Below are 14017 nucleotides of genomic sequence, written 5' to 3' on the forward strand. Positions count from 1 at the left end.
ATGGAAAATACAAGAAGGGACTTTATTAAAAAGATGGCTACCGGCTCCGCTGCTGTTGCCATTGGCGGTCTTGGCCTGGGTTTCTCGGCCAAAAGCTATGCGCGCATCATCGGTTCAAATGATATGGTGAGAGTGGCATTAATGGGATGTAACGGAAGAGGTTCGTTCCTGGCGCGTGCTTTCACACAACAAAAAAACACAGAAGTATCTTACATCTGCGATGTAGATCCCAGGGCCCTGGAAAAAGGGATGGCTGCGGTGAAACGCGCAGGAGGCACTAACACACCTAAAGCAGAAGGTGATTTCCGGAAAGCGCTGGCCGATAAAAACGTAGATGCGTTAGCGGTAGCTGCACCGGATCACTGGCATGCACCTGCTACCATCCTCGGTTGCCAGGCAGGCAAACACGTTTATTGCGAAAAGCCGTTGAGCCACAATCCTAACGAAGGAGAAATGGCGGTAGCTGCAGCCCGCAAATACAAACGCGTTGTACAAATGGGCAGCCAGCGCCGCTCCTGGCCTGTGCTCACAGCCGGTATACAGGAACTGCACAGCGGCGTGATCGGGAAAGTACATATGGCCAAAGCATGGTATACCAACAACCGCGGCTCTATCGGCAAAGGCGAACTTACCGCTGTACCTGCCGGCCTGAACTACGATCTCTGGCAGGGGCCCGCACCACGCATGCCTTTCCGTAGTAACCTGATTCACTATAACTGGCACTGGTTCTGGCATTGGGGTACCGGCGAAGCATTGAACAACGGCACCCACGAAATAGATGTGATCCGATGGGGCCTCGGAGCCGACTATCCCCTGAGCGTCAACTCTACAGGCGGCCGTTTCCACTACCAGGACGACTGGGAAACACCCGATACACAGCTGATCACCTTCAACTGCCCGAACAACGTAACCGTGTTATGGGAAGGCCGCAGCTGCAACGGACGTCTCGTAGAAGGCGCCGACCGTGGCGTGATCTTCTACGGTGAAAACGGCAGCATGACTACCGGCGGCAACAGCTTCACTATCTACGATCAGAAAAATAAGATCGTGAAAGAAGTAAAATCAGATGCCGTGATCGATGGCCGCAACACCGCCAGTCCAAGCGAAGGCCTGGATGCCATACACGTTACCAATTTCATTGACAGCATCCGCGAACACAAAATGCCGAATGCAGATGTGGAAACCGGCCACAAGAGCACGCTCTGGGTACAGCTGGGCAATATTGCACAACGCGTAGGCCATACCCTGAAAATCGATCAGCGCAATGGCCATATACTCGACGATAAAGAAGCACTTAAATACTGGAGCCGCCAATATGAACCAGGCTGGGCTCCCAAAATCTGACGATGAGTGGAATTATACTGTTACAATGGCACCGCGGGGACTTCTGCCCCCGCGTTTTTTTTATTCTGTTTTCAAACTCTTCACAGGATTCATCCACGCAGCTTTCAACGTCTGAACACTTACAGTGAGTAACGTGATCAGGAGCACACTCAAAGCAGTAAGACCGAAGATCCACCATGACATTTCCGTATGATAATGATAGCGCGCCAGCCACTGTGCCATGAAGTAGTGCGTCACCGGTATGGCAATCAGCAAAGCTACACTTACCAACACTACAAAATCCTTCGACAGCAGCTGCCACAGGCTAAATACAGAGGCGCCCAGCACCTTCCTGATACCCAGTTCCCGGGTGCGCTGCTCAGCCATAAAAGAGGCAATACCAAACAAACCCAGGCAGCTGATAAAGATAGCCAGTATGGTGAAAAAACCGCCCAGCTTACCAATATGCTCCTCCTCACTGAATTTGCGGGCAAATTCTTCGTTGATAAACCTATAGCTAAATGGCTGTGCAGGGTTATATTTTTTGAACACGGCGGCAATACCAGCCATGGATTTTTCCGGAGGCGCTGCCGGATTAAGCCGGATATGCACAATAGGTTGTGGATTACCATCCATTACAAATACAGTAGGCTCAACAGACTGATAAGGCGACTGCATGACCATATTATTTACCACCCCAATCAGGTTATAAGCCCTGCCATCCCAATGTATGACCTTCCCCACCGGTTCCTTTAATCCCATATATTTAACAGCAGTTTCATTCAACACCAAAGCATTCGTATCTGCACCGGGGTTACCCGAAAAATCACTTCCTTCTTTAATGTGCCAGCCTACTGTTTTTCCAAATCCGGAAGAAACGAACACGGCCCCCAGGTTGGCGTTCTGTGACGGACTACGGCCGGGCCAGTCGAACCCGCTGTCGAATTCATCTATATAAGTAGTTGCTCCGGACGCTTCTGCCATATCTGCAATAGCCCCCGATGCCTTCAGCTCATTGCTGACTGCATCAAAGTGTTTGTGTATCTCTTCCGTTACTACCGGAACAATTAACAAAGCATCACGATTGTATCCCACGGGCCGTTGCTTGCTATACTCGATCTGCCGTAATACAACAACAGTTGAAATAATCAATGCAGCAGAAACGGAAAACTGCAGTACCACCAGCACCTTGCGGGGCAAACTACCCCACACGCCCGTACGAAAAGTGCCTTTCAATACCTTCACTGGCCGGAAAGCCGAAAGATATAAAGCCGGATAGCTACTGGCCAGCAAGCCGGTTAATACACAAAGAATAATCCCCGACAGCCAGAAAACCGGGTTAGTCCACAAAATTTGCATGTTCTTGCCAGTCACACTATTGCTAACAGGTAACAGCAATCCGGCCAGAAAAACACCACCGGCAAATGATAAAAACGTTGCCAGCAGCGACTCTATTACAAACTGCTGTATCAGCTGTGCTCTCCTGGAGCCCAGCGCCTTCCGTACGCCTACTTCTCTTGCCCGTTTTTCTGACCTGGCTGTACTCAGGTTCATAAAGTTGATACAGGCAAGCAGCAACACAAAAAAGCCAATAATCCCGAACAACCATACAGACTCAATCCTGCCTCCCGCATTGATACCATTCTTAAACCGGCTATACAAATGCCATTTGCGCATCGGCAGCAGAAATATCTGCGGCTTATATTGTACTTCACTTTTCGAAACCTTATAAAGCTTTACATCTCTTATTTTAGCGGAAACCGCTTCCATATCAACATTATCCGCTATCTGCACAAATGTCTGGAATGAATTATTGCACCAGGGATCGCTGTATTTCTCCTTCCAGTTATTGTTGTCGATGTATAATTTCCAGGGAGCCACAAATTTCATGTCGTTAAATTCCGAATTAGCCGGCAGATCTTCATAAACACCTGTTACTTTCACATCATGCCGGTTATCGATCCTGACCAGTTTATCCAATGGCTCTGCATCCCCGAATAATGCCTTAGCAGCAGATGCAGACAAGATCAGTGAATGTGGATCTGTCAGTGCGCTACGGGTACCTTTTAGCATTTTCAACGACAGCATCTCCGTTGCCTGCGGCTCCATAAAACTGCCGGAACTGGTCACTTTTAATTCACCAGCCGATAGTATATGTGACATGTTCCATGACGACATGGTCACATACCTGAAATTGTCGCCATAGCTATTGCGTAACTCCTCTCCCATCACATATGGAACAGCCACCTGGCTGTATATTTCTCCGTCTGTGGTCTGATTTTGCCACACCTGCGCAATATGGTTGTAATGTTCAAAATTCTTATTGTACGACACTTCATCCCACACCCACAAACCTATGACCAGGGCCACTGCCATACCTACCGATAACCCGGCGATATTGATAAATGAATGTACTCTGTTCTTGAAAAGATTGCGTAAAGCTGATTTGAGATAATTGCTAATCATACATTATAAAGATATACATCCGCCTGACCAGAAAAGTGCCATACTAATAAGGCACTACAAACAATAATATTAAGTATTCAATAATACATAATATGTCCGCTTTTGAAACAATAGATGTCCGCTTTCAGGAGCCTCTGTGTCTACTGAGATGAATATAAGATTAAAACTTGCCCGATTGGGATTAGAATCCTCTAATGTAGCCTTTCGTATTGGGAGGCTGTAGTAAATTTATCCCGTTATGAACATCTTATTAATTGAAGACGAACCGAGAGTTGTAGCATTTATCAGAAAAGGATTGGAAATAAACCAGCATACTGTTACTGTAGCATATAATGGAGAAGACGGATCCCGTGTGGCTTTGCAATATGATTATGATCTGGTGATATTGGATCTGTTATTGCCCGATTTACACGGCCTTGAAGTTTGCAAGCGTATCAAATCTTTTAAGAAAGGATTACCGGTATTAATGCTCACTGCACTCGGCACGGTAAGCGACAAAGTAGAAGGTTTCAGAAGCGGTGCTGATGATTATCTGCCCAAACCTTTTCATTTCGATGAGCTGCTGGCACGCATAGAAGCACTGCACCGCAGGGTACATGCACCGGCCCCGGCAACTGTTTATAGAGTAGCTGATCTCGAAATGAATTGTTATAACCGCTCTGTTTACAGGAATGGTAAGGAAATTTCATTAACCGTTAAAGAATTTGCACTACTCGAAGTGCTGATGGCTAATAAGGACCGGGTACTATCGAGGGCGCATATGTCGGAAACGGTTTGGGGTATAGATTTTAACCGTGGCACTAACCTCGTGGATGTATATATCAATTATCTGCGGGCAAAGGTCGACAAGGGATTTTCACATCCCCTGATTCACACGGTAGTGGGTGTTGGTTATGTATTGAAGGAACAATAAAAATTGATGAATGACGCTGAGAAACAGGTTATCCCTGCAATTCACATTGCTGTTCGCCGTGCTGTTACTGATATTGCTGGCAGGTATATACGCGCTGATAGAGCGCAACAGGAAGTTCAGTTTTTACGATAAGCTCGACGACCGGGCACTGACCATCGGACAACTCTACCTTGCGGAAGACAACCTTTCTGCGGAGGGCTTTATGGCCGTATTGAAAAAATATCCACGTTCCCTTAACCAGGAAGTGATCAGAATTTATAATACACGGTTTGAACCGGTATTCATCAAAGAAGATCACATCCATTGGGATAAAGCCTTGCTGGAACAGGTAGTCACACAAAAACGTATACACTTTACGAAAGGACAGCAGCAGGTGGCCGGTATTTATTATGTAGATAATTCGGGCGACTATATCATCATTGCTGCGGCCACTGACAGCGGCGGATTCGAGAACATGCGGGTACTTGCCTGGATCATGGGACTGGCCTTCATTGTATCGCTCATGATTACGTATATACTTGGACGTTTGTTCTCGCGCCTCGCCCTCACCCCTATCAGCAATGTAATCTCCAACCTGCGAAGCGTACGCGCTACCAGTCTTGATAAACGCCTGCCTATCAGCGAGCGTCACCACGACGAAATCGACGAACTTTCCGGTACCATCAACAACCTCCTCGAACACCTCGAACAATCGTTCGAAGCACAGCGGGTTTTCATCGCCAATGCTTCGCATGAGTTAAGAACTCCCATCACCGCCATACTGGGAGAAGCAGAAATTGCACTGCTGAAAAACAGGAGCGTTGAAGAATACAAAACCACCTTGCGCAATCTTGTCGAAGATTCTACCAGGCTCACCAATCTCATTGGCAGCCTGCTGGAGCTGGCCCAGGCCAACATGGATAATAACCACCTGCAACCGGTACATATGAATGAACTGTTGTGGGAAGTAGTGGATGAATGGAGCGACAGTGGAAAATATCCGGTAAAGATTATATTCCGGTTCGGCACCGATATCTCAAAAGTAACCCTGCAAGGGCACCGGCACCTGTTGTTTGTAGCACTTGGCAACGTTGTAAAAAACGCCATTAAATTCTCCAATGGAGAAGAAGTGCATTGTGAACTTAGCTGCAACGACCAACAGATAGTGGTCATGATCACCGATAAGGGCATAGGTATTCCTGCCAGTGAAACAGAAAAAATATTCAGACCGTTTTACAGGAGCCTCAATGCACGCCGCTTTGAAGGCTTCGGTATCGGGCTGTCACTAACGGAGAAGGTTGTACGATTACATAATGGTACCATACAGGTATTTTCCGGAACAGGTCAGGGAGCAACTTTCCGCCTGGCGTTTCCAAGATGATTGTTATACTGACATTAAATTTTCTAACAACGTTCTAACAATAGCTGATGCCGTATTAATGCCCCTCTAATACACCGCTTCTAACTTTGCCGTGGTAATTAAAAAGCCTATATCAATCCACTTATTAATTAATCACTCAAAGTTATTATGCAAATCAAATCTATCCTCTTACTCATGTGCATGTGGCTGTTTGCGGTTGCAGCACTGGCGCAGGAACGGGTCATCACCGGCACCGTTACCGACTCCCTTACCCGGGAGCCGCTCATTGGAGTTACGGTTTCTGTACCGGGCACTACCAGCGGTGGTGTTACCAATGCAGCAGGACATTACTCGCTTCGCGTCCCCGGAAAGAAAACCGTACTGCGTTTTTCTTACATGGGGTATAATGATATTTCCGTATCGCTTCATGCCGATCAGCCTGTCGTGGATGTGCAAATGACGTCTGTGTCTAAAGCGCTCTCCGGTGTTGTAGTGACAGGTTATACGCAGCAAAGCAAATCCCGTACAACCGGCGCCGTTACCAGTATTCCCTCCAGTGTTACCACACAGGCGCCTGTTGGTTCGTTCGATGTAATGCTGCAGGGTCGTGCTCCCGGCCTGTACGTTGGTACGCCAACCGGGCAACCCGGCGAACCGGGAAGGGTATCCATCCGTGGCCTCGGTTCCATCAACGGTGATGTAAATCCTCTCTATGTTGTAGACGGAGTGCCGATAGCCAACAACTCTTTCGCTGCCCTGAATCCGGAAGATTTTGAAACCATACATGTATTGAAAGATGCTGCCGCTACCGCCCAATACGGCTCCCGTGCTGCCAACGGCGTGATCGTGATCACTACTAAGAAAGGAAAGGTATGGGACGATGGGAAAGTACGTGTCAATTATCGCGGGCAGTTCGGGATATCGGCGCTGAACAGCCCCAAGTGGGATATGATGAATACTGATCAACGCCTTCAGTTCGAAGAAATCCTCAAAGATCCGAACATGCCGGGATGGGCGTATTCAAAGAACAATCCCAACAAACTGGTAAACGGTGTGCTGGTGCCTAAGACCACTGATGACTATGCGTTTGGCGGCCGATACCTCGACAGCCTCCGGAAAATTAACACCGACTGGCGCAAGCACCTGTTACGTCAGGGACGCACACAATCGCACGCGTTGAATGTTTCCGGCGGTAACGAAAACACCACCTTCTATTTGTCCGGCAGCTACTTCAACCAGGAAGGTATTGCGTTGAATTCCGGTTTGGAGCGTTATAGCCTGCGTGCGAATATCCAGAATCGCAGTGGCAGGTTCAAATCTACCCTCAATATGGGTATTTCAACTGCTACTATCAAGTACATCCAGGATGAAGGCGTGGCGCCCGATGGCGGCGCTACTGTAGGCGGTGGCGGTATCTCTGAAAAAAATCCCATCGCAGCATTGTACTATGCACTTCCCTATGAATCGCCCTTTGCAGGCCCGGGTGTTGGCCGCTATGGCTCCAATGCACTCGATGCTTACGCCAATACATTGAAGAAAGATAACCAGATCAAAGGGATAATGTCGTTCAATGAAACCGTGCAACTGACTAATGAATTCCAGCTGACTGGTACCGTGGGCATGGATTTCCAGCAAACAAACAGTACCAACTTTATCAATCCGGATTCCTGGTACGGCAAGCGCGTGAGCAATGGCAACCAGGGCTCCTACCAACGGGCGCTGGGCAATCGTCTTGGCCTGGTGGCTACCGGTGGTCTGCGTTACAACAAGCAATGGGGCAAAGATCATGAGATAGAAGCCAACCTGCTGGCTGAAGTCAACAAAATCAAAGGCAACAGTTTCGGCTTCACCGGCTATGGCCTGGTAGGCGAATTACCTAATACTCCCGGTGGCATTACACCCGGTACGCCTGATAACAATTTCATCCCGGACATCAGCGGGAACACAGTGCCTAACCGCACGCTTGTTTCGCAGATTGCGTTGTTCCGTTATTCTTACGGTGACAGATATACGATTTCCGCCAGCCTGCGCCGCGATGGTTCTTCACAGGTGCCTGCTGCCAACCGCTACAAATACTTCTATGCCATCGGCGGTAACTGGAATATCCTCGCGGAAAACTTCATGCAGGGCAGCCATGCATTCAGCACCTTGCGTATGCGTGCCAGCTACGGCCTAACTGGCAATGCAGGCGGCTTTACCAGCGACTATGGTTTCAGAACACTCTATGGCCCGGCCAGTTATAACGGTAACAAAGCGCTGGTGCCGGTTACACCTGGCAACCCCGGGTACGACTGGGAAATGAACCGCATTGCAGATGTTGGTATCGAATTTGGCTTCTTCCGTAACAGACTGCGTGGTGAAATTGATCTGTACAATCGTGTTACAGAAGGACTGTTCGTAAACCGCAATCTCTCCAGCACTACCGGCTTCCCCACTATGGCGGCCAATGCAGGGAAAGTGCGCAACCGCGGCGTGGAACTGATGCTGGAAGGAGATGTAATTAAAAACAGGGACTTCACCCTTACCTTAGGAGCCAACCTCGCCTACAATAAAAACAAGATTCTGAGCCTGGGTGGTGAACAGCAAATCTTTGCCGACGAAGCCACTATGAACATGGTAGGCCTGCCTCTCGGAAGCTTCCGTGCGGTACGCTGGAAAGGTGTAGATCCTCAGACCGGCGCACCCATCTACCTCGATAAAGACGGCCATGAAACCAATACCTACAGCGTAGATAACGCTGTACCATTAAAGGCGGCCTACGACCCGCCACTGATCGGCGGTGTTACTACCACTATCAGGTATAAACGCTTTGATCTGTCGATGCTGGTAAGCTTCATCCATGGCATGTCGCGCCTGAACTATCCTAACCTTTACGCACACTCCGGCAGCCCCAACTACCGCCAGTACAGCCAGTCGGTTGATATGCTGAAGATATGGCAGAAACCCGGCGATATCAGCCAGTATCCCGGAGCGCAGTATGCTACCTACTTTACTTCCCGTGATGTCATGAGTGCCGATTACGTGAAGTTGCGGAACATCACCCTGGGTTACAACATCCCCGTTAGCGCACGCATGGCAGGATATGTACGGAATCTGAAAGTATTTGCATCCGGTCAGAACCTCTTCTCTATCATGAAATGGCGCGGCTTTGATCCGGAAGATGCCAACGACATTGCCCAATACGAATATCCTATGCCACGCATCATCACCGGTGGTATCAATGTAACATTCTAACATAATAAACTGCTTTATATGATACATACTTTCATCAAAAGGATCTTACTGTTCCTGGTTATCATCGGCGTTGCCTCCTGCAATAAGATGCTGGATGTAAAACCTACCGACCAGGTAGACGGTGACGCAATATTCCAATCCCTCAATACTGTGAACAAAGCAGTACTCGGCGTGTATGCCGACTGGCGCCCGGAAGCCTCGCTTCGTATGGGATCGGTGATGGCAGATGAATGCAGGATTGGACTGAAGAACGCCGGTGTGGGCAGTTCGGCCCAAAATCTTTTCCGCTGGCAGTTTTCCGGTGGTGATACAGAAATCAGCGATGTGTGGAACAACGCCTACCAGGTCATCAACCGGGCCAACCGTATCCTGAAAGGGATCGACAAGGTACCTGCCAGTACTGACGCGGATAAGGCGGCAAAACAACAATTGCAGGGGGAACTGCTTGCCATCAGGGCATTCGCGCACTTTGAACTGTATCGTAACTTTGGTTATTCCGGCATTTACAAAGCCGATGCCCTCGCTGTTCCCTATGTGACAGATATAGATATCAACAGCAAGCCCTCGCGCCCTGCTACTGACGCATTTTTCAGTGCATTAACGAAAGACCTCACTGCTGCTATTGGATTACTCTCCGGAAGCGACGACGTAACCCGCATGGGCCTGCAGGCTGCCTATGCACTGCAGGCAAGAGTGGCGCTGTATACCGGCAACTGGGTACTGGCTGCCGAAAGCGCCAGCAAGGCAATAGGGAAACAGCAACTGGCAACACCGGACGTGTTTCCGTCTATCTGGACCGATCAGAGTAATGCAGAGGTGATCTTCAAACTGAAACGCACCAATCAAAGCAGCACCCGCCCCGGCGATATCTGGTTCAATGCTTCTTCCAGCGTGGTGCTGTTTGCCCCTTCCGGTAAGCTGATGCAGGCGTATGATACAGCAAACGATGTACGCTATAACAGCTATATCGGCAAGAACCCTGCGCTGGCAGCAGACGGACAGCTGACAGATATCATCACCAAATACCAGGGCAACTCCGGTGCTGTGAACCTTAACGACATCAAAGTATTCCGTGTGGGAGAAATGTACCTGATCCGCGCCGAAGCCTATCAGCACCTCGGTCGCTATAACGACGCTGCCGCTGATCTGAACACGCTTTGTGCAGCACGTATCAGTCGTTATGAAGCCGGCACCTGGACGAACGGCGACCAACTGCTCAAAGCAATACTGGCAGAGCGTTTCAGGGAACTACCTTTCGAAGGGCATCGTTACTACGATCTGAAACGGCTCGGGCTAACCATCGAACGCAATACAGGCGACCTGCAGCATGGAGATACCCAAACCACACTGGCGCCTGCTGATCAATATTATTACCTGCCGATTCCTCAGAGCGAAATACTGAGCAATCCGAATATAAAACCGAATAATAAAGGTTGGTAAATATCACGACACAATAAGGCTCTTAATGTTACCCGGGGACGATTTCCATCGTCCCCGTTTCCTGTTAAGCAAAAAGCCGCACAAGCTGGTTAGCTGTGCGACTTTAGCCCAGGGTTAACATAAGTCTCCATGACTGTATTACGGGCGCCTCAACAAGCGCCATTCTGCAAGCTGGAATAAACCATCACCCCAGTTTGCCGTAATATTTAAACGATAGGATTTAAAGGCTTGTTTATTGTCGAATGTATATTTCTTTGTCTGGAACCGGGAAGGGAACGATTCATTGTTCCGGCTGTCGAGCACTACCCAGTCTACCCCGTTATTGGATCCCTGGATCTCCCAATTTTTGGGATCCCTTCCGGGGGCATCGTTGGCTGAGGTCATGGTATAGGCCCCTGTGAATTGCGGCGTGGCAAAATCCAGCTGTGCCCATACATTCGTGAAATTAAACAGCAGGAACTTTGTATTGATATTATTATCGATCAGCTTTGACGAATTTTCATTTCCGTTGCTGGTGTTCTCAAACTGCACGGTATAGCGGATATTGGTATTGGTGATATCCGTTTCTATCAGTTTGGCCGGATCCAGTACTATCACCACGGTTCGTTTAGTTGAATCGAGCAGGTGATCTGATGGCTCATTGAGGGAAATGGCCAGTACCGGTTTGGCGGTAGCATTCTTTTGCAGGCTCGCAGCTTTTACTTTCAGTGGAAACGTAGCTACGTTAGCGTTAGGATCAAAATTCACCGTAGCCGGCAGCGTATAGTCGTCACCGGTAAAGGCTACTCCGCCGGGGATAGCACCTTTATTGAGCAATTGCTGTACGGTGTCGGGCGCTCCCATCAATCCGGCTGTAAAGGCGCTGCCAGCCACGCCTCCGAGCGACACGCTGATAGGGATCGTAACATCGGAAGTACCCAGGATAGCATTATCTCCCGAAGGCTGGTAAGATATATTACCTGCGTCGGTAAAATAAACATAGTGGATCTCTCCGGGCGCAATCACTTTATCGGTGTGAATCACCACCACGGCGCTGCTGTTGGTATTATCCAATGTATTGTTCTTACCGGGGTTTCCCAGGCTCACCGCAAGCGCCAGATCCTTCCCATAATTCTTTTCAATGGCCTGCATGGCTACGTCGAGGTTAAAGGAAAGCGTATCCAATCCGAAACGGATTTCCGCCGTCCGCGGAAGCTGGTAGTAGCGCTGCTCCAGCAGTACGGCATTGGGTAATTTCCCGGCTGCTATCAGTTTGCTGACGGTATCATTATTCACGCCGATACTTACCGTGAAAATTTTTGGTGTGCTGGCTGAAAGTGCCATCTTTACCGGAATGGTGATCTTTTCATTTGATTTGATATAGTTGCCTGCGCCTGGTACTACGATTTGCCCGTTAGTGCTGCTGATAGCTACTTTCACCGGCGCCAGCTGTTCATCCTGGTAACGGTCGTTTTTTTTGCAGGCCATCACCAGCAGCAGTAAGCCCAGTAGCTGAATGTATATATTTCTGTACATGTTAGAATGTTTATAGGTAGACAAAATCCGCACTGTTATCCGCCGATATTCGCATAAGTAGTGATCCACACCCTGCCGTCGAGGTTCCATTTGGTATCGGCGGGGATCTGCAACCAGCTGAGTATCTGCCGTACTACATCCACTGGCTGTGGTACCATCTGAGAGAGATTACTGTTTGCATTGGGGCACATGAGGTCACTGAAATCTTCCCAGCTATAACTGTTGTTGATTTTGAAATCATGTTTCAGACTGCCCAGGTCTTTGAATACGCCGCCAAATCCATCTTTACAGGGCCAATAACCTGCGAGGTAATCATAATAAGGATGTGAGGTGGGTAATTGATCGGTACAGAGATACGTTTTGATGACATCGTCCGGTACTGCGGCCTTAAAGAACTTCACCTCCGTTATATAAGCATCCAGCCAGCGATCGTTGGAAACATTGCCTGGCAGGAATCCCAGCGTAAGCGGCGCGCCGGTATTGAAGTTCCCGTAACCGGTAATTTCGGTTTCAAGGTTGAATTGTCCGTCTGTTAGCATACGCAGCCAACGTTTTCCATCGTGGCGGTAAAAAACAGCCGCCAGGTCATGCCACTTACCGTCGCCGATATTACCACCCACCATCACGTTGTGTGTACTGTTCTGACCATAGTGAACACCCCAGTTGTTCTGCTCCAGTGAAAGGTTCCAACCGGTGTTATGCCACCAGTCCGTTGATGTATTGTTCCCGATGATAGAAGGCCAGGTATAGGAATAATCGCCTGAGGCGTTTTTATTCTTTTTTATTTTCAACTCAATCGTTGCATCCGTTGTATCGCCCAGATCATAATCTTCCTTTCCGCTGTCGATAGTTGCATATACTGCGCCCGAAGCGTTGTTACCATGCAAACGTACTGCCCTGCCGGTATAACGGTTACCTGTAAACGGCCTGTCGATGAAATTTGGATTGTATTTGGGAGAATAAAAAATGGTGAAGGTATTCACCCTGGTGTTGCTGAGAATAGTACCATCATCTTTCGAAGGATCCAGCTGAGCCGGGCCCCCTCTGTTGGAGGTTACTACTACCAGCCAGCCTTCTTTGCTGTAGTTGGGCCGTTGCCGTAGTGCAGTAAGGAGGTTGCCGATATAAGTATCTACCTGCAGAATGGCAGCCTTATATTCCGGTGTATTGACGTCGTATCCGTGTGCGCTACCCGCTGCAGCAACCTGATCGAACTGGCCAAATACGATGCCTGCGGAATCTGTTTTCAATTCAGTCAGCAATGCCTGCTGTACTGCGTCGTCGCTGCCTGCGAATGTTTTATTGACATCAGCTCCGGTGATCAGTTGTTTCCCCAACGCATCGCTGGCGCTGAATGCGGCGATCCTGTACGCCGGGTTACGCTCTTTGATATATTTGAAGAACGCCGGGTATTGCGCCAGATGATTGCCTGCAAAGTCGCTGCTGATAACGCCATGCTTCTCTTTATGAACACCCGTGAGCAAATCTGCCCAGCCGGAGGCATCCTGGCTGATGGTATCGCTGATACTGTTCCAGCAATAGATGGCACTATCGGCCATTGCTGTTAACTGAGGCGCCTGCGCATCGCGCACCGCTTCTCCCCTTGCTCCATCTACGACAATGAACAATACTTTTGGCTGTTTCGCAACAACACCCGTTACATCGTCGTATTTCTTTTTCACCGGATTGTCCAATCCCTTATTACAGGCCGCCAACAGTGCTGCTGCTGTGATGACAGCCATCAGGCATTTCCTGCTAAGTTCCTTGATATGATGCATATGCAAAAT

General features: G+C 48.9%; 8 protein-coding genes. 5 read left to right on the top strand and 3 right to left on the bottom strand.

Annotated elements, in window-relative coordinates; genetic code table 11:
* Entirely contained in the window at positions 1 to 1344 is a 1344-nt protein-coding gene (locus tag UNH61_RS20590) for a Gfo/Idh/MocA family oxidoreductase (protein ID WP_326993883.1), read from the top strand.
* A gap of 60 nt (positions 1345 to 1404) precedes the next feature.
* Here the strand turns inward: UNH61_RS20590 and UNH61_RS20595 are convergent, their stop codons facing one another.
* Entirely contained in the window at positions 1405 to 3789 is a 2385-nt protein-coding gene (locus UNH61_RS20595) for an ABC transporter permease (protein ID WP_326993884.1), read from the bottom strand.
* A 238-nt stretch (positions 3790 to 4027) separates the two neighbouring features.
* Between UNH61_RS20595 and UNH61_RS20600 the strand changes: the two genes are divergently transcribed.
* The 4 genes from UNH61_RS20600 (at position 4028) to UNH61_RS20615 (ending at position 10715) form a co-directional block, all read left to right on the top strand.
* Positions 4028 to 4702: a response regulator transcription factor gene (locus UNH61_RS20600; protein ID WP_326993885.1), complete on the top strand. Its 675-nt coding sequence runs from the start codon at positions 4028 to 4030 to the stop codon at positions 4700 to 4702.
* 10 nt (positions 4703 to 4712) lie between these two features.
* Positions 4713 to 6062: a HAMP domain-containing sensor histidine kinase gene (locus UNH61_RS20605; protein WP_339071564.1), complete on the top strand. Its 1350-nt coding sequence runs from the start codon at positions 4713 to 4715 to the stop codon at positions 6060 to 6062.
* A gap of 147 nt (positions 6063 to 6209) precedes the next feature.
* Entirely contained in the window at positions 6210 to 9275 is a 3066-nt protein-coding gene (locus tag UNH61_RS20610; protein WP_326993888.1) for a SusC/RagA family TonB-linked outer membrane protein, read from the top strand.
* A gap of 18 nt (positions 9276 to 9293) precedes the next feature.
* Entirely contained in the window at positions 9294 to 10715 is a 1422-nt protein-coding gene (locus tag UNH61_RS20615; protein WP_326993889.1) for a RagB/SusD family nutrient uptake outer membrane protein, read from the top strand.
* Positions 10716 to 10853: 138 nt separating this feature from the next.
* On the opposite strand, the gene UNH61_RS20620 is transcribed toward UNH61_RS20615, so the two are convergent.
* Together UNH61_RS20620 and UNH61_RS20625 are read right to left on the bottom strand one after the other, a co-directional pair.
* The gene (locus UNH61_RS20620) at positions 10854 to 12230 is read right to left on the bottom strand and encodes a discoidin domain-containing protein (protein ID WP_326993890.1); all 1377 of its coding nucleotides are present in this window, start codon (positions 12228 to 12230) and stop codon (positions 10854 to 10856) included.
* A 35-nt stretch (positions 12231 to 12265) separates the two neighbouring features.
* Positions 12266 to 14008 carry an alkaline phosphatase family protein gene (locus UNH61_RS20625; protein WP_326993891.1) on the bottom strand — a complete coding sequence of 581 codons (1743 nt, stop codon included), beginning with the start codon at positions 14006 to 14008 and terminating at the stop codon, positions 12266 to 12268.
* Between the last annotated feature and the right edge of the window lie 9 nt (positions 14009 to 14017).

Source organism: Chitinophaga sp. 180180018-3 (assembly GCF_037893185.1).
Classification (GTDB): domain Bacteria; phylum Bacteroidota; class Bacteroidia; order Chitinophagales; family Chitinophagaceae; genus Chitinophaga.

Coding starts and splice junctions, on each gene's coding strand:
- UNH61_RS20595 (WP_326993884.1), bottom strand. CDS start 3,789: ATGATTAGCAATTATCTCAAATCAGCTTTACGCAATCTTTTCAAGAAC.
- UNH61_RS20620 (WP_326993890.1), bottom strand. CDS start 12,230: ATGTACAGAAATATATACATTCAGCTACTGGGCTTACTGCTGCTGGTG.
- UNH61_RS20590 (WP_326993883.1), top strand. CDS start 1: ATGGAAAATACAAGAAGGGACTTTATTAAAAAGATGGCTACCGGCTCC.
- UNH61_RS20615 (WP_326993889.1), top strand. CDS start 9,294: ATGATACATACTTTCATCAAAAGGATCTTACTGTTCCTGGTTATCATC.
- UNH61_RS20600 (WP_326993885.1), top strand. CDS start 4,028: ATGAACATCTTATTAATTGAAGACGAACCGAGAGTTGTAGCATTTATC.
- UNH61_RS20610 (WP_326993888.1), top strand. CDS start 6,210: ATGCAAATCAAATCTATCCTCTTACTCATGTGCATGTGGCTGTTTGCG.
- UNH61_RS20605 (WP_339071564.1), top strand. CDS start 4,713: ATGACGCTGAGAAACAGGTTATCCCTGCAATTCACATTGCTGTTCGCC.
- UNH61_RS20625 (WP_326993891.1), bottom strand. CDS start 14,008: ATGCATCATATCAAGGAACTTAGCAGGAAATGCCTGATGGCTGTCATC.